General features: G+C 63.8%; 14 protein-coding genes. 7 read left to right on the top strand and 7 right to left on the bottom strand.

Annotated features, from left to right (window positions below; translation table 11 throughout):
• Positions 1 to 51 precede the first annotated feature (51 nt).
• Both GGR38_RS08180 and GGR38_RS08175 read right to left on the bottom strand, forming a co-directional pair.
• Complete coding sequence (locus tag GGR38_RS08180) at positions 52 to 912, bottom strand: TraB/GumN family protein (protein ID WP_183624400.1); 861 nt, start codon at positions 910 to 912, stop codon at positions 52 to 54.
• The gene (locus GGR38_RS08175) at positions 912 to 1,862 is read right to left on the bottom strand and encodes a TraB/GumN family protein (RefSeq protein WP_183624398.1); all 951 of its coding nucleotides are present in this window, start codon (positions 1,860 to 1,862) and stop codon (positions 912 to 914) included. Before GGR38_RS08175 ends, GGR38_RS08180 begins: the two co-directional genes overlap by 1 nt.
• A 150-nt stretch (positions 1,863 to 2,012) precedes the next feature.
• On the opposite strand from GGR38_RS08175, the gene GGR38_RS08170 reads away from it, so the two are divergent.
• Genes GGR38_RS08170 through ppdK form a run of 3 tightly spaced genes read left to right on the top strand, consistent with a single transcriptional unit; the run spans position 2,013 to position 7,707 of the window.
• Positions 2,013 to 2,942, top strand: coding sequence for a glycine--tRNA ligase subunit alpha (locus tag GGR38_RS08170; RefSeq protein WP_183624396.1), 930 nt, complete (start codon positions 2,013 to 2,015; stop codon positions 2,940 to 2,942).
• The gene (glyS, locus tag GGR38_RS08165) at positions 2,939 to 4,993 is read left to right on the top strand and encodes a glycine--tRNA ligase subunit beta (RefSeq protein WP_183624394.1); all 2,055 of its coding nucleotides are present in this window, start codon (positions 2,939 to 2,941) and stop codon (positions 4,991 to 4,993) included. The genes GGR38_RS08170 and glyS overlap by 4 nt, the downstream gene beginning before the upstream one ends.
• Positions 4,994 to 5,043: 50 nt before the next feature.
• Positions 5,044 to 7,707: a pyruvate, phosphate dikinase gene (gene ppdK / locus GGR38_RS08160; protein WP_183624392.1), complete on the top strand. Its 2,664-nt coding sequence runs from the start codon at positions 5,044 to 5,046 to the stop codon at positions 7,705 to 7,707.
• 225 nt (positions 7,708 to 7,932) lie between these two features.
• Here ppdK and GGR38_RS08155 read toward each other — a convergent pair whose 3' ends face one another.
• Positions 7,933 to 8,700 carry a methyltransferase domain-containing protein gene (locus GGR38_RS08155; RefSeq protein ID WP_183624390.1) on the bottom strand — a complete coding sequence of 256 codons (768 nt, stop codon included), beginning with the start codon at positions 8,698 to 8,700 and terminating at the stop codon, positions 7,933 to 7,935.
• 83 nt (positions 8,701 to 8,783) lie between these two features.
• On the opposite strand from GGR38_RS08155, the gene GGR38_RS08150 reads away from it, so the two are divergent.
• Positions 8,784 to 9,527: a ComF family protein gene (locus GGR38_RS08150; protein ID WP_246404343.1), complete on the top strand. Its 744-nt coding sequence runs from the start codon at positions 8,784 to 8,786 to the stop codon at positions 9,525 to 9,527.
• A gap of 357 nt (positions 9,528 to 9,884) precedes the next feature.
• On the top strand, positions 9,885 to 10,256 hold the full coding sequence (gene hisI, locus GGR38_RS08145) for a phosphoribosyl-AMP cyclohydrolase (RefSeq protein ID WP_183624592.1): 372 nt from the start codon (positions 9,885 to 9,887) through the stop codon (positions 10,254 to 10,256).
• Here the strand turns inward: hisI and GGR38_RS08140 are convergent.
• The 4 genes from GGR38_RS08140 to tyrS form a co-directional block, all read right to left on the bottom strand.
• The gene (locus GGR38_RS08140; RefSeq protein ID WP_183624388.1) at positions 10,253 to 10,954 is read right to left on the bottom strand and encodes a dienelactone hydrolase family protein; all 702 of its coding nucleotides are present in this window, start codon (positions 10,952 to 10,954) and stop codon (positions 10,253 to 10,255) included. The genes hisI and GGR38_RS08140 overlap by 4 nt on opposite strands.
• A 2-nt stretch (positions 10,955 to 10,956) precedes the next feature.
• Positions 10,957 to 12,207, bottom strand: a complete 1,251-nt coding sequence (locus GGR38_RS08135; RefSeq protein ID WP_183624386.1) for an MFS transporter — start codon at positions 12,205 to 12,207, stop codon at positions 10,957 to 10,959.
• A 113-nt stretch (positions 12,208 to 12,320) separates the two neighbouring features.
• Positions 12,321 to 12,653 (bottom strand): PilZ domain-containing protein, encoded by a 333-nt coding sequence (locus GGR38_RS08130; RefSeq protein ID WP_183624384.1) that lies wholly within the window; start codon positions 12,651 to 12,653, stop codon positions 12,321 to 12,323.
• 122 nt (positions 12,654 to 12,775) lie between these two features.
• Positions 12,776 to 14,005, bottom strand: coding sequence for a tyrosine--tRNA ligase (gene tyrS, locus GGR38_RS08125; RefSeq protein ID WP_183624382.1), 1,230 nt, complete (start codon positions 14,003 to 14,005; stop codon positions 12,776 to 12,778).
• A 39-nt stretch (positions 14,006 to 14,044) separates the two neighbouring features.
• Here tyrS and GGR38_RS08120 point away from each other — a divergent pair, with 39 nt between their 5' ends.
• On the top strand, positions 14,045 to 14,584 hold the full coding sequence (locus tag GGR38_RS08120; RefSeq protein ID WP_183624380.1) for a DOMON-like domain-containing protein: 540 nt from the start codon (positions 14,045 to 14,047) through the stop codon (positions 14,582 to 14,584).
• A complete protein-coding gene (locus GGR38_RS08115) occupies positions 14,581 to 15,804 on the top strand; it encodes an exo-beta-N-acetylmuramidase NamZ family protein (protein WP_183624377.1) in 1,224 nt (407 codons plus the stop codon). Before GGR38_RS08120 ends, GGR38_RS08115 begins: the two co-directional genes overlap by 4 nt.
• Positions 15,805 to 15,833 lie beyond the last annotated feature (29 nt).

Below are 15,833 nucleotides of genomic sequence, written 5' to 3'. Positions count from 1 at the left end.
TGCCGAGCAAGCGGCGGCCCTTAGGCGCAAAGCGGGCGAAAAGCAAGGATGCTATTGCACCCGCGTGACGCGATAGCCGCGCGCGGCCAGCATGGCGGGCAGGCCGTCAGGCCCGGCCATATGCGCCGCGCCAACGGCCACAAAGGGATGCGCGCCGCCGGCAAGGCTCTGGGCGATCTTGGCGCTCCATGCCCGGTTGCGGCCGCTATAGAGCGCCTCACGCAAGGTCGGATCGGCCAGAATGCCGCGATTGGTTTCCTGCGCCAGCGTGGCGACATCGCCCTTCTTCCATGCGGCGGCCAGATCGGCGGGGGGCTGATTGTCCGACAGGGCCTCGTCCAGCAGGCGGCGCTGGGCGCTTTCGGGCAGGCGGTCGAAGATCGCCAGTTGCGTGCCTGCGCCTTCCAGCTCGACAACCCGCTTGGCCCCGGCTTCGGCCAGAACGGCGCGGTCTATGCCATAGGCCGGGTTGCCCGTGGCCGCCTCGCGCGCCAGCATCAGGGCTGCGGCCCAGGTTTCCGTATCGGCAAAATCGGCGGGCTTGGCATGGGCGGCGGTCAGAGCCTTGGTCAGAGCGGCGCGATTTTGCGGGGCAACACGCGCATCCAGCGGGGGCAGGCCGGGCGTATGGGCCAGCGATTGAAATGCCCGCGCCGTGGCCGCATCGTCATTGAGCGCGGCGATTTCCACGATGATCGTATCGGCCCCATCCCATGCCGCCGCCACTGCGCCCTCGCGCCAATCCGCCGCACGGGGCAGGGCGTGGATCGTGCCCAGCAGCCAGCCTTTTTGCCCGCCGGGGCCTTCCACCTGCCATAGAGCCGGATGAACCGCCTCAGGCCGATGCAGCCCATACCAGAGCGCTCCGCCCGCCAGCGAGAGCGCGGCAAGGGCGGCCCAGCCCCGCTTCATTACTGAACCCGCGTGGCGATGATGCCCTGCTTGGCCAGTTGTTCCTGCACGCTGCCATGCCCGGCCAGATGGCCTGCGCCCACCGCGATGAACACCTTACCCGGCTTGGTCAGGCGTTGGCCGATCCATGCAGCCCAATTGCGGTTGCGCCCCAGCAGCAGCGCCTCGGCCAGCTTGGGGTCACTCTGATCGGCGTTGATCAGTTTGGCCAGACGGGCGGCATTGCCCACCTTCCACGCGGCGATCATCGCGCCCAGTTCGGTGGTGATTTTGGGTGAATTGATCGCCACTTCACGCAGATATCCGCGCTGCGAGGCGATGGGCAGCGAATCGAACAGGCCAAGCTGATATTCGGGCGTCTCGAGCGCCGTATGCTCGATCCCGCGCTCCTGCGCCATTTTGACAAGGCGCCCGTCCACCCCATTGGCCGGATCATAGCCCGACTTCATCAAGGGCAGGGTAGAGAGCGCCACGGCGGCATACCAAGGACGGAAACTGTCGAACATGGCCGGGGCCAGACCATTACCCGCCAGCGCTTTTTCCAGCGCCTTGCGCGTGGAGGGCGAGAGCGTGGCGCGCAGGTTCTGGCCCTGCGGCAGCATCGCCTTATCCATCACGATGGCGCGCATATCCTCCGGCTTTTTCTCGATAATTTCGGTCACCAGCGAAGTGGAGTCCGAAAAAGCCTGTGCCACCGCGCCGTCGAACCAGTCGATATTGGCGGGCAGGGCGTGGACCGTGCCGAACAGATAGATCACCGTCTCGCCGCTCTGCACCTTCCACAAGGCGGGGCGGGCGATATGCGGGCTGGCCAGTTTCTGGCTGGCGACCGGGGTGGGGTGATGTTGAACCTTGGCGGCGGCGGGCGCGACAAACGCCAGCGCGGCGGCCAGAAGCGCGCAGGCATAAGCCATGATGCGCGTGAAGCGGGGGAGAATGACCTTCGACATGGCGGCCCCTATAAAGATCCTGTGTCACCTGTCGATTGCGCTAATAAGCGAACAAGGGGTTAATTTCGGCGGAAAACGGGGGGTGTTGGCGGGCGTGACGGGTTTTGCCGCCCTTGACCCGTTGCAGGCCATACGCCAAAGGCAGGCCCTATGAGCGAAACAGCACCTTTGGCCAAAAAGCCGCTGAGCTTTCAGGACATGATCCTGACCCTCCATGATTTCTGGAGCAAGCAGGGTTGTGCGATCCTTCAGCCCTATGACATGCGCATGGGCGCGGGTACGTTTCACCCCGCCACGACCCTGCGCGCGCTGGGGCCGGAGCCGTGGAAGGCCGCCTATGTGCAGCCCAGCCGCCGCCCGACCGATGGCCGCTATGGCGAAAACCCGAACCGCCTTCAGCATTATTATCAGTATCAGGTGATCCTCAAGCCTTCGCCGGAGAATTTGCAGGAACTGTATCTGCAATCCTTGGCCGCGATTGGCGTGGATCCGCTGGCCCATGACATCCGCTTTGTCGAGGATGACTGGGAAAGCCCGACGCTGGGCGCCTGGGGTCTGGGCTGGGAGGTCTGGTGCGATGGGATGGAGGTGACGCAGTTCACCTATTTCCAGCAGGTCGGCGGGTTTGACTGCAAGCCGGTTGCGGGCGAGCTGACCTATGGGCTTGAACGTCTGGCCATGTATATTCAGGGCGTGGACTGGGTCTACGACCTGCGTTTCAACGATGCGCCAGATGGTCAAAGGGGCGTGACCTATGGCGACGTGTTCCTGAAGAACGAGCAGGAAATGTCGAAGTACAATTTCGAGGTGGCCGACACCGAGCAATTGTTCAAAGGCTTTGCCCATGCCGAGGCCGAGGCCAAGCGCTGCATCGAGGCGAAGATCCCGCTGGCCGCTTACGACCAAGCCATTGAGGCGTCGCATCTCTTCAACCTGCTTCAGGCGCGCGGCGTGATTTCCGTGCAGGAGCGCGCCAGCTATATCGGCCGTGTGCGCGATCTGGCCAAGGGCGCGTGCGAAGCGTGGATTGAGAAGAACGAGGCCGAATGGGCCGTGAAATTTCCGGGGTGGACGAAATGAGCGATTTCCTTCTTGAACTGCGCAGCGAGGAAATTCCCGCGCGGATGCAGGCGGGCGCGCGGGCCGAACTGGAAAAGCTGTTTCGCGGCCAAATGGCGGCGGCGGGCGTTGCGGTTGGTGAACTGACGCTGTGGTCGACGCCGCGCCGTCTGGCGTTGATCGCGCGGGGGCTGCCGGTGGCGACGCAGGCGGTGCGTGAGGAAGTGAAGGGGCCTAAGGCTTCGGCGCCGGAGCAGGCACTGGCCGGGTTTCTGCGCAAGACGGGACTGACCCGCGAACAATTGGAAGAGCGCGATGGCGTGTTCTTCGCCGTGACCGAAAAGCCGGGCCGCGCGACCGCCGATGTGCTGGCCGAGGCGATTCCGGGCATCGTGCGCGGGTTCAGCTGGCCCAAATCGCAGCGCTGGGGTGCCGCTTCGCTTTCCACCGAGAGCCTGCGCTGGGTGCGTCCGCTTCAGGGCATCGTTGCGCTGCTCGATGGCGTGGTGGTCGATTGTGAGGTTGGCGGGATCGTGTCGGGCCGTGATACGGTGGGGCATCGTTTCCATTCGACCGGCGCGGTTTCGGTGGCCGATGCCGACAGCTATGCCGATGACCTGCGCGCGGCGCATGTTCTGGTGAACCACGAAGAGCGTCAGGACATCATCCGCGCCAAGGCCGGGGAGGCGGCCTCTGCCGCCGGTCTGACCTTGGTTGAGGACGAAGGTCTGGTGGTCGAGAATGCGGGCCTGACCGAATGGCCGCAGCCTTTGCTGGGCCGGTTTGACGAGGCTTTCCTTGAGGTTCCGCCCGAGGTGATCCAGTTGACCGCGCGCGTGAACCAGAAGTATTTCGTGTGCGAAGATGCTTCGGGCAAGCTGGCCAATGCCTTCGTCTGCACCGCTAATATCGACGCCATCGACGGCGGCGAGGGCATCATCGCGGGCAACCGCAAGGTGCTGGCCGCGCGTTTGAGCGATGCACGTTTCTTCTGGCAGCAGGATCTGAAGACGCCGCTGGCGGTTCAGGCGAAGAAGTTGGAACGGATTACGTTCCATGAGAAGCTGGGCACGGTGGCGCAGCGTCAGGAGCGCTTTGTCGCGCTGACCGGTGCGTTTCAGGGCGCGCTGGCCGACAGCGTCGATCATGCCCGCGCCGCAGCCGCCATTCTCAAGGCCGATCTCGTCACCGAAATGGTGGGCGAATTTCCCGAATTGCAGGGCCTCATGGGCGGTTATTACGCCGCCGCCGAAGGGCTGCCCGCGCCGGTGGTGGCCGCCATCCGCGATCACTACAAGCCTGCGGGCCAGTCGGACGAATTGCCGGGCGAGGGTGCTGCGATCTTGACCGCGATCATCGACAAGGTGGATGCGCTGGTCGGCTTCTTTGGCGCTGATCTCAAGCCGACCGGTTCGAAGGACCCCTTTGCGCTGCGCCGTGCGGCTTTGGGCGTGATCCGGTTGATTACGGAAAACGGGCTCCGTGTGAACTTGCTGCCCTTGTTCGAGGTTGCGGCGGGGCTCTATCGCGATCAGGGTGTGGCGGTGAATGGCGCTGCCGAGGACCTGCTTACCTTCTTCGCCGACCGCCTCAAGGTCCAGCAAAAGGAAGCGGGCGTTCGCCACGATCTGATCGACGCGGTGTTCGCGCTTGGTGGCGAGGATGATCTCGTGCGCCTGCTTGCCCGCGTTCATGCGTTGCAGGCGTTTGTGCAGACCGACGACGGCCGCAACCTGCTGGCCGGTTACAAGCGCGCGGCCAATATCCTCAAGGCCGAGGAGAAGAAGGGCTGGGACGCCAATGTCACCAATCCTGCGCCCGAACCCGCCGAAGCGGCGCTGATGGCGGCGCTGGCCGATGCGGCGCCGCGCGCCGAAAAGGCCGTGGTGGATGAGGATTTCACCGGTGCCATGGCGGCCTTGGCCAGCTTGCGCAGCGCGGTTGACGAGTTCTTTAACCACGTCACTGTAAATGCCGAAGATCAGGGGATCCGCTCCGCGCGCCTAGGCCTTTTGTCGCAATTGCGTGCTGCAACGCACAAAGTGGCTGACTTCTCACGGATCGAAGGCTAGGGGCAGGGAAACTACAAAGGCCGATTCGTTCTGGGAGGCTTGGTCTAATCATGTCTGCATACGTATTCTATTTCGGTGGTGGCGCCAATTCGACCGACCCGCGCAGCCGCGACAAGACCGTTGTCGGCGGCAAAGGCGCCAATCTGGCTGAAATGGCCGGGATCGGCCTGCCGGTCCCGCCGGGCTTCACGATCAGCACCGAAGTCTGCGCCACCTATAACGCGAATGGCAAGAGCTTTGACGATGATCTGCGCGCCGGCGTTGCTGCGGGCGTGGCCCATGTTGAAAGCTCCACGGGCCGCAAGTTTGGCGATACGGCCAATCCGCTGCTGGTCTCGGTGCGTTCGGGCGCGCGGGTTTCGATGCCGGGCATGATGGACACGGTGCTCAACCTTGGCCTCAATGACGAGACGGTGCAGGGTCTGGCGCAGGGTTCGGGCAACCCGCGTTTTGCGTGGGATTCCTATCGTCGCTTCATCCAGATGTATTCCGACGTGGTGCTGGGCATTGACCATCACCTGTTCGAGGACGCTCTGGAAATCGTCAAGGAAGACAACGGTTTCTACGCCGATGTTGAGCTGGAAGCCGAGCATTGGCAGGCTCTGGTCGGTGAGTACAAGGCCATCGTCGAAAAGGCGCTGGGCCGCCCGTTCCCGCAGGATGTGCATGAGCAGATGTGGGGCGCGATCGGCGCTGTGTTCGACAGTTGGGAGAGCGAGCGCGCCAAGGTCTATCGCCGTCTGAACGACATTCCGGGCGACTGGGGCACGGCGGTCAACGTGCAGGCGATGGTGTTCGGCAATATGGGCGACACCTCGGCCACCGGCGTTGCCTTCACCCGCGATCCGGCAACCGGCGAGAAGGCCTATTACGGCGAATGGCTGGTGAACGCGCAGGGCGAAGACGTGGTGGCGGGCATCCGCACGCCGCAGTACCTGACCAAATTCGCCCGCGAACGTGCCGGGGCCAAGCCGCTTTCGATGGAAGAGGCGATGCCCGAGGCCTATACCGAACTGGCCGCTGTCTTTGAACTGCTGGAAAAGCACTACAAGGACATGCAGGACATCGAATTCACCGTCGAGCGCAATAAGCTGTGGATGCTGCAAACGCGAAGCGGTAAGCGCACGGCCAAGGCCGCGCTGAAGATGGCGGTCGATATGGTGGGCGAAGGCCTGATCGACGAGGCCAGCGCGGTTCGCCGCGTTGATCCGATGGCGCTTGATCAGTTGCTGCACCCCACGCTCGACCCCAAGGCGGAGCGCGACTATCTGGGCAAGGGACTTCCTGCCTCGCCGGGCGCGGCCTCGGGTGCGATCGTGCTGGACGCCGAAACGGCGCAGGCACGGGCCGAGCGCGGCGACAGCGTCATCCTCGTGCGCGTTGAAACCAGCCCCGAAGACATCCACGGCATGCACGCAGCCAAGGGCATCCTGACCGCGCGCGGCGGCATGACCAGCCACGCAGCCGTGGTGGCGCGCGGCATGGGCCGTCCCTGCGTCTCGGGCGCCAGCAGCGTCAGCATCGACATGAAGAGCCGCACCCTCAAGATCGGCACGCGCGATCTGAAGGAAGGCGACATCATCACGCTGGACGGCGCGACGGGCGACATCATGGGCGGCGCCGTGCCGACCATCGAGCCTGAACTGGTGGGCGATTTCGGCACGCTGATGGTCTGGGCCGACAAGCATCGCCGCATGAAGGTTCGCACCAATGCCGAAACGCCCGAGGACTGCCGCACCGCGCGCAGCTTTGGCGCCGAAGGTATCGGTCTGTGCCGCACCGAGCATATGTTCTTCGACGCGGGCCGCATTTCAGCCGTGCGCCAGATGATCCTGGCCGAGGACGAGGACGGTCGCCGTGCTGCTCTGGCCAAGTTGCTGCCCGAACAGCGCGCCGATTTCCATGCGATCTTCGAGATCATGGCGGGCCTGCCGGTCACGATCCGCCTGCTCGATCCGCCGCTGCACGAATTCCTGCCGCATGGCGAGGCGGAATTTGCCGAACTGTCGGATGCCATCGGCATCGGCGTGGAAACCTTGAAGCGCCGTGCGGGCGAATTGCATGAATTCAACCCGATGCTGGGCCATCGCGGGTGCCGTCTGGGTATCACCTTCCCGGAAATCTATGAGATGCAGGCGCGCGCGATCTTTGAGGCCGCCGTTGATGTGGCGCTGGCCTCCGGCGAGGCGGTGGTGCCCGAAGTGATGATCCCGCTGGTGGCGACCAAGAAGGAGCTTTCGATCCTGAAGGCTCTGGTGGACCGTACCGCTGCGCAGGTCTTTGCCGAAAAGGGCAAGGTGCTGGATTACCTCGTCGGCACGATGATCGAATTGCCGCGCGCGGCGCTGATGGCGGGCGAAATTGCCGAGGAGGCCAAGTTCTTCTCCTTCGGCACCAATGACCTCACGCAAACCACGCTGGGCGTGTCGCGCGATGACGCGGCCCGCTTCCTCTCGGCCTATGTCGAGCAGGGCATCTATGCGCGCGATCCCTTCGTCAGCCTTGATGTCGAGGGCGTGGGGCAGCTTGTCGAACTGGCCGCCGAGCGTGGGCGCAAGACCCTGCCGGGCATCAAGCTGGGCATTTGCGGCGAGCATGGCGGCGATCCGGCCTCCATCGCTTTCTGCGAAAAGACGGGCCTCGATTATGTCTCGGCTTCGCCCTTCCGTGTGCCGATTGCTCGGTTGGCGGCGGCGCAGGCGGCTTTGGGGTAAGGGGCTTTTGCCTCCGGCGGGCCAAGGGACTCGTCCCTTGGCAATCCCATTAATGGGGTGTGCGCCTGATCTGAGACGTTCAAATCGATAAAAGCCTGCGGCGCTAAATAAGGCGCCGCAGGCTTTCTATTTTCCAACCCCGCGTCCGACACAAAACGCCGAACCCGACCCGCAACGCGGACATTAACGGGAGCGCGAGGGACAAGTCCCTCGCACCTATCCCTTTCACCTTCTCCACCCACTCAACGTCAAAATCTCAAACACCTCGGTCACACGCCCATCCTCAGCCTGTTCATCGAACGCCACCAGCGCGCGGGCATAGCCGGCCTCGCCCACAGCGGGACCGTTCTGGGTCAAAACCCCGCTCCATCCTTGCGCCCTCACATCGCCCACCAGCCCCGCCAGCGAGCGGAACCGCACCTTGACCGAGCGCCCATCGCTGACCGGATCGGCAAAGCCGGCGCGTTGCAGCAATTGGGCGCCCGCGCGCACATCGACCATCGGGTGCATGCGGGCGGCGGGGCGGTCCCCATCGGCGGCCATCATGATGGCGCGCAGCGCGGGCAGCGACCCGGCCCCGGCAAAGCTGGCGATCATCACCCCGCCCGGCGCCAAAGCCTGCCGCATATGGATCAGCGCGCCGGGCAGGTCATTGACCGTATCCAGAGTGCCGAGCGAGGCGATCAGATCGAAATCGCGCAGCAGATAGGGCTGTTCCTCATCCAGCACGATGGCCCCGCGCAGGCCCGCCGGATCGGCTTCAATCACCTCGGCCCCCTGTGCGCGCAGATTTGCCGCCAGCGCTCCGGTCCAGTCGCCAACCACCAGCGCCCGCTGCGGCACCATCTGCACAAAGGAGAGCCGTTCCAGCACATCCTCAACCATATCGTCGAGCAGGTAATGCGCGGCATTAGGCTGATTTTGCAGGATTATGGCCCGACGGCGGGCAGCAAGGCGGCGGTGCGGCGCGAAAATGCGAGGAGGCTGACTCATGGCCTCTGTCCTGCCTTTTGCGTCGCGCGCCTGCAAGGATCTTCGTGCTTGCCCCGGCAAAACCAGCCATTAGACTTTTGTCGATGAGCCGCCTTTCGCCCGTTCTCGACCTGCTGTTTCCCCCGCGCTGCCCTTTGTGCGGCGAAGGGGTGAGCGCGCATGGCGGGCTTTGCGCGCCTTGCTGGTCGGGCCTTGCGATGCCGGGCGATCCTTCGTGCCAACTGTGCCAGCGCCCTTTGAGCAGCGCGGCCGCCTCGCATGCCGAGGATGGCCTGCTGTGCCACACATGCGTGGTTGAGGCGCCGCGCCATCATGGGGTCGCGGCGGCCACGCTTTATAATGACACCTCGCGCCAATTGGTGATCGCGCTCAAGCATGGGCGGCGGGTGGCGCTGGCCGGGCTGATGGGGCGGCTGATGGCGGCGCGTTTGAGGGCGCAGGATGTAGGGCCGGGATGGCTGGTGGTGCCGGTGCCGCTGCATCGCTGGCGGCTGTGGGGGCGGGGCTTCAACCAATCGGCCCTGTTAACGCAGGAGATCGCGCGGCACACCGGGGCAAAGCCGATGGTCGATGCGCTGGTGCGGCGGCGCAAAACACCGATGCTGGGCGGATTGGGGCCGCAGGAGCGGGCCAAGGTGCTGAACGGCGCAATTGATGTCCATCCCGGCCGCAAGGCTCGTCTGCATGGCGCAAAAGTGATTCTGGCCGACGATGTGCTGACCAGCGGGGCGACCACCAATGCCTGTATCGCCGCGTTGGAGCAGGCGGGCGCGGTGCGGGTGATCGTGGCCTGTTTCGCCCGCGTGCATGGCGAGGAGCTGGCGTAAACCCGCCATAAGAAAACGCCCGGAGGTCAGACCTCCGGGCGTTAACGTGACGAAACTGATAGGCGACGCTTCTCAGCGCAACTGGTGTCCCCCCCTGATGGGCCACCACACCTGAACCCTCTTCTCTACCGCGCAACGCTCTTTCAGCGCTGGCTGGCATTTCCCTGAACCGTGGCGCTTTACGCTGCCTGGCAATACGATCTCCCTCAAGACCGTGACCGATTTGTTTCAACTTTTCGGGCCAAAGATAAAGAGGCGATCATCGCAAGTGTGGATTTTCGCCCCCAGTTGTGGTTATCGCGCAACATCACCGCGCGCCGCAGAGGGCTGGGGCGCCTTGAACGGGAAGTTTTACGTATGTCCGCCGGGAATATCGAGCGCGAATCCGGTTCCACCTTTATGCCGCGTTTCGATGCGCAGGGGCTTTTGACGGCCATCGCGGTCGATTCGGACAGCCGGGAAATCCTGATGGTGGCGTTCATGGATGTGCAGGCGCTGGACAAGACGCGTGAGACGGGGCTGGCCCATTTCCATTCGCGCTCGCGCGGGCGGCTTTGGCTCAAGGGCGAAACCTCGGGCCATTTTCTGCGGGTACAGGAAATTCGCGTCGATTGTGATCAGGACGCGCTGGTCATGCTGTGCAAGCCGGAAGGCCCGGCCTGCCACACGGGTGCCCCCAGCTGCTTTTATCGCAAGCTGGATGGGGACACCCTGACGCGGATAGGTTAAGCGAAGATCTCGTCAAAGAAGCTGAGCATCGCGGCCCAGCTCTGACGGTCGGCGCTGGTGTTATAGCCCAGAAAGTCCTTGCCGCGCGCATCGCTGTCGGGGTCGGTAAAGCCATGGCGTACGCCTGCATAGGCGTGGAAATGCCAATTGGCCCCGGCGGCGTCCAGTTCCTCCCACAGGCCGATGACGGCGCTGCGCGGTGCCAGCGGGTCGGCATCGCCATGCAGCACCAGAATGCGCGCCTTGACCGCGCCGGGGGCGGCGGGTTTTTGCGTGCCGAACACGCCGTGGAAGCTGACGGCAGCGGCAATGTCGGCCCCGTCCCGCGCCAGTTCGAGCGCAGCCTGACCGCCCATGCAATAGCCGATCACGCCGACCTTGAGCCCTTCGGCACCCGGCAGGGTGCGCAATGCCGAAAGCGCGGCATGAAGGCGGGTGCGATACTGGTCCCAATCCCCACGCAAAGCCTCGGCCATCGGGAAGGAGGCCTCGAAACTGGCGACAGGCGCGCCATAAAAATCGCCGACAAAGGCCAGATAGCCCTCCTGCGCCAAAGCCTGCGCGCGCGCCTCGATGGCGGGGCCGATATTGGCGATGGTGGGCCAGATCAGGATCGCGGCGCGCGGCGTTCCGGCCGGACGGGCCAGCCAGCCGGTCAGCGCAACATCACCATCCTGATAGGAAACAGGCTCAAGCATGATTAGTCATCCTCTTGGGGGGTAAAGCGATTGGCTTTGCGGATTTGCGGAAACAGAAAGGCCCAGATCAGCGTCACCGCCACCGCGCCAAGGCCGCCAAACAGCACCGCACCCTGCGCCCCCAGCAGCCATGCGGCAATGCCCGATTCCATCTCGCCCAATTCGTTGGAGGCGCCGATGGCAAGGCCCGAAATCGCCGAAACCCGCCCGCGCATTTCATCGGGCGTATGCATCTGGACCAAGGTCGAGCGCACGAACATGCTGATCATATCGGCCGCGCCCAACACCGCCAGCATGGCCAGCGACAACGCATAATTGGTGGAAACGGCAAACACCGCCGTGGCCGCGCCAAACAGCGCGACCGAGCCGAGCATGGTGATGCCCACCCGTCGCTCCAGCGGTTTGATTGACAACAGGATGCCCAGCACCGCCGCGCCCACCGCCGGGGCCGCGCGCATTTCGCCCAGACCTGTCGGCCCGACATGCAGGATATCGCGCGCATAGACCGGCAGCAGCGCCGTAGCGCCCGCCAGCAGCACCGCGAACAGATCAAGCGTGATGCAGCCCAGCAGGAACGGATTGCCGCGCACAAAACTCAGCCCTTCCCACGCCATGCGCATCGGATGGGTCTCGCGATTGGCGGCATGGGCGGGCAGGGGGCGGATCGTCAGCAAGGCCAGCGCCGAAACGCACAGCAACGTGGCGGCCATCCAGTAAAACAGCGAGGGATGCCAGCCAAACAGCAGCCCGGCTACGGCAGGCCCGGCAATCGTACCCGACTGCATCGCCATGGAATTCATCGCAATCGCGCGGGGCAAGAGCGCCGGCGGCACGATCATCGGCGCAATGGCCCCCACCGAAGGGCCGACAAACACCCGTGCCGTGCCATGCGCCATGCCCAGAAACAGCACCAGCGGCAGGCTGAGCCAGCCCTGCCATGTGGCGATCGCCAGCGTGAGCGCCATGGCCATATCGACCGAGACCGAAATCGCCCCGATCTTGCGCCGGTCGAACCGGTCGGCCACCACGCCCGAAACCGGCGTGAGCAGGAACATCGGCACGAATTGCACAAAGCCCAGCACCCCCAGCATGAAGGAGGCCTGGGCAATGGTCATCCCATAGGATTGGCGCGCCAGATCATAAAGCTGATAGCCGATGATGACCACCATGCCCGAGCCCGACAGCCATGAGAGGAAACGGGCGATCCAAAATCGGCGATAGTCGGCGATTTGCAGAGGGTTGGTTGGCTCCATCACCGCGCCGATGTGGCAGGTGCGAAGGCGATTGCCAAGATAACAGTGCTTGGGGAACGAAAAATCTGCCTTTCGTCCCCCTGATCTTCATCGATCTAATTTATCGGCCCAATTTATCGACGCAGCCGCGGGTTGGGCTGCAGGGCCGTGATCATATTGGTGAAATCATCCTGCCGGATGATGCGCTCGAACTGAAAACCCGACCGGTCATCAGTGGACCAGATGAGATGCGCCTCGATCCGGCCCACCACGGGCAAACGGATCGTCACGCGCTCGCCGCGTCCCAGTTCTACCTTGTTACCGACCATAAAGCCGTGGATCGAAATATTGGCGATGTCGAGCATCACATCGCCTTCGCGCCGGTGTTCTGCGACCACCCGAAAACTGACCGGATGGCGCGCGGCGCGGCGCAGTTCGGTAACCGAAAGCTGTGCCCCTGATGCCATGTGTCAATCTCCTGCGTTATATATGTGAGGAGATGCTTTTAGGACACAAATGGCGAAAAAATGGTAAATATGGCAAGAACCTGCCGGTGGGGGCGGCAAGAGCTTGCCGCCCCCTTTGAGCCTTACAGAGCCTTGAGAATTCCGTGCTTTTTCTTGCCCGAAGAAAGGCGGATTTCCCCGCTTTCAAGGCTAATGACCTGATTTTCATCACTAACGCCGGCGCCGTCCAGCTTGGCCCCGCCGCCCGCGATCAGGCGCTTGGCTTCGCCTCGGCTCGCCGCAAATCCAATTCCGACCAGCGCATCGACGATCGTGCAGCCCTCGGCCGGAACATGCCACACCGGCAGATCCGCACCCAGACCGCCGCCGGCAAAAGTGGCGCTGGCGGTGGCTTCGGCGGCCTTGGCGGCTTCCTCGCCGCGCACCAGCTTCGTCACCTCATTGGCCAGCACGATCTTGGCGGCGTTGATCTCGCTGCCCTCTAAGGCTTCGAGGCGGGCGATTTCATCGAGCGGCAGGTCGGTGAACAGCTTGAGGAAGCGACCCACGTCGCGGTCGTCGGTGTTGCGCCAATATTGCCAGAAGTCATAGGCAGGCAGCGCATCATCATTGAGCCACACCGCGCCATTGACCGATTTGCCCATCTTCGCCCCATCGGCGGTGGTGAGCAGCGGGGTGGTCACGCCAAACACCTCCACGCCGTCCATGCGGCGGGCCAGTTCGATGCCGTTGACGATATTGCCCCATTGGTCCGACCCGCCCATCTGGAGGCGGCAGCCATAGCGATTGGACAATTCGCGGAAGTCATAGCCTTGAAGAATCATATAGTTGAATTCAAGGAACGACAAAGACTGTTCGCGATCCAGCCGAGTTTTGACCGAATCGAAGGACAGCATCCGGTTGACGCTGAAATGTTGGCCCACCTCGCGCAGGAACGAGATATAGCCGAGCTTGTCGAGCCATTCGGCATTGTCGACCATCACCGCATCGCTCGGCCCGTCACCAAAGGTCAGGAAACGGCTGAAGACGCGGCGGATCGAGGCGACATTTTCGGCGATGACTTCGTCAGTCATCAGCTTGCGCGCTTCGTCCTTAAAGCTCGGGTCGCCGATCTTGCCCGTACCGCCGCCCATCAAAACGATGGGCTTGTGCCCGGCCTGCTGCAAACGGCGCAGCAGCATGATCTGCACCATCGACCCCACGTGCAGCGATGGCGCCGTGGGATCGAAGCCAATATAGCCCGGCACCACCTGCTTACAGGCCAACGCATCGAGCGCGGCGGCATCGGTCAACTGGTGGATATAGCCCCGCTCGTCGAGCAGGCGCAGCAGGTCGGACTTGTATTCGGTCATGTTTGCCTCTTGATTGAAGCTGCCGCCTAGCATGGAGAATTGGCTTTGGGAACTTTCTCGCTGATCTGTCACCCGCAAACGCCTGCCGTGGGGGTGAAATCCCTGCGCGTGGAATGGGAGGCGCGGGGCGATGCGCTGGTGCTGCGCTATTGCGTGGGCGGTGCGGGGGGGCTGGTGCTGCCCGCGCCGGCCGCGCCCGAGCGTCATGATGACCTGTGGAAGACGACCTGTTTCGAGCTGTTTCTGGGGCGGGAGGGGACGACTTATCAGGAGTTCAACTTCTCGCCTTCCTCGCGCTGGGCGACCTATGGTTTTGCCGATTATCGCGGGCAGAGCCATGATGCGGATATGCCCATCGCCCCGGTGATCGCCATAACGCGGGCGGGGGATGAGGCGGTGTGCGAGGTTCGCCTGCCGCGCGCGATTCTGGATGGGGCGGTTTGTGCGGGGTTGACCGCCGTGATCGAGGAGGCGGGCGGCCACAAATCCTATTGGGCGCTGGACCATGGCGAAGGACGGCCCGATTTTCACAAGCGCTCTTGCTTCACGCTCCAGCTTGCGGCAGCGGAGGCACCATGACTGTTCTGTTCGGCCTTGACCGCCTGCTCGCTGATCCCTCGCTTCGTGCCCCGCTTGCCGGGCGCCGTGTGTCGCTGGTGGCGCATCCCGCTTCGCTGACCTCGGGGCTGGTGCACAGTCTTGATGCGTTGGCCGCCTGCGGCGATGTGAACCTGACCAGCGCCTTTGGGCCGCAGCACGGGCTGAAGGGCGACAAGCAGGACAATATGGTCGAGACCGAGGACGAGTTCGACCCCGCGCTCGGCATTCCGGTGTTCAGCCTTTATGGCCAAGTGCGCCGCCCGACCCCGGCGATGATGGATACGGCGGATGTGTTTCTCTTCGATCTTCAGGACCTTGGCTGCCGGATCTACACTTTCGTCACAACCTTGCTTTACCTGCTGGAGGCCGCATCGGGCACGGGCAAGTCGGTTTGGGTGCTGGACCGGCCCAATCCGGCGGGGCGCCCCATCGAAGGGCTGACGCTCCTGCCCGGACAGGAGAGCTTTGTCGGTGCCGGGCCTATGCCGATGCGCCACGGCCTGACGCTGGGCGAGATGGGGCGCTGGTTCGTCGATCATTACAAGCTGGACGTTGATTACCGCGTCATCACGATGGAGGGTTGGCAGCCCGATGCCCCGGCACGCGGCGGTCTGGCTGGTTATGGCTGGCCCGAGGAACGCCTCTGGATCAACCCCAGCCCGAATGCGGCCAGCCTCAACATGGCCCGCGCCTATGCCGGGACGGTGATGCTGGAAGGCACGAACCTGTCCGAAGGGCGCGGCACGACCCGCCCGCTGGAGGTATTGTTCGGCGCGCCTGATGTGGATGCCAAGGCTGTGCTGGCCGAGATGCAGAGCTTCGCCCCCCAATGGATAACGGGATGCGCCTTGCGCGAATGCTGGTTCACGCCCACGTTCCACAAGCATGTCGGCCAATTGTGCAGCGCGCTGATGATCCATGCGGAGGGCGGGTTTTATGACCATAATGCCTTCCGCCCCTGGCGTTTGCAGGCGCTGGCCTTCAAGGCGATCCGGCGGCTCTATCCGGATTATCCGCTGTGGCGCGATTTCCCCTATGAGTATGAGCTGACCCGCCTTGCCATCGATGTCATCAATGGTGGGCCGGCTTTGCGCGAATGGGTGGACGATGCCGGGTCATGCGCGGCGGATCTCGATGCGATCACCACGCCGGACGAGGCGCGCTGGGCGGAGGAAATCCGGCCTTATCTGCTTTACTGATCGCGCGGTGGCGCGGCGCGATGCAGCCG

Source organism: Novosphingobium sediminicola (assembly GCF_014196525.1).
GTDB classification, from domain to species: Bacteria; Pseudomonadota; Alphaproteobacteria; order Sphingomonadales; family Sphingomonadaceae; genus Novosphingobium; species Novosphingobium sediminicola.
The sequence above is the reverse complement of the archived record's forward strand: the minus strand, read 5'-3'. Positions and strand labels throughout refer to the sequence as shown.

Bases quoted from the DNA above. Each gene is read 5' to 3' on its own strand.
- GGR38_RS08180 (WP_183624400.1), bottom strand. From the start codon at position 912: ATGAAGCGGGGCTGGGCCGCCCTTGCCGCGCTCTCGCTGGCGGGCGGA.
- GGR38_RS08175 (WP_183624398.1), bottom strand. From the start codon at position 1,862: ATGTCGAAGGTCATTCTCCCCCGCTTCACGCGCATCATGGCTTATGCC.
- GGR38_RS08170 (WP_183624396.1), top strand. From the start codon at position 2,013: ATGAGCGAAACAGCACCTTTGGCCAAAAAGCCGCTGAGCTTTCAGGAC.
- glyS (WP_183624394.1), top strand. From the start codon at position 2,939: ATGAGCGATTTCCTTCTTGAACTGCGCAGCGAGGAAATTCCCGCGCGG.
- ppdK (WP_183624392.1), top strand. From the start codon at position 5,044: ATGTCTGCATACGTATTCTATTTCGGTGGTGGCGCCAATTCGACCGAC.
- GGR38_RS08155 (WP_183624390.1), bottom strand. From the start codon at position 8,700: ATGAGTCAGCCTCCTCGCATTTTCGCGCCGCACCGCCGCCTTGCTGCC.
- GGR38_RS08150 (WP_246404343.1), top strand. From the start codon at position 8,784: ATGAGCCGCCTTTCGCCCGTTCTCGACCTGCTGTTTCCCCCGCGCTGC.
- hisI (WP_183624592.1), top strand. From the start codon at position 9,885: ATGTCCGCCGGGAATATCGAGCGCGAATCCGGTTCCACCTTTATGCCG.
- GGR38_RS08140 (WP_183624388.1), bottom strand. From the start codon at position 10,954: ATGCTTGAGCCTGTTTCCTATCAGGATGGTGATGTTGCGCTGACCGGC.
- GGR38_RS08135 (WP_183624386.1), bottom strand. From the start codon at position 12,207: ATGGAGCCAACCAACCCTCTGCAAATCGCCGACTATCGCCGATTTTGG.
- GGR38_RS08130 (WP_183624384.1), bottom strand. From the start codon at position 12,653: ATGGCATCAGGGGCACAGCTTTCGGTTACCGAACTGCGCCGCGCCGCG.
- tyrS (WP_183624382.1), bottom strand. From the start codon at position 14,005: ATGACCGAATACAAGTCCGACCTGCTGCGCCTGCTCGACGAGCGGGGC.
- GGR38_RS08115 (WP_183624377.1), top strand. From the start codon at position 14,581: ATGACTGTTCTGTTCGGCCTTGACCGCCTGCTCGCTGATCCCTCGCTT.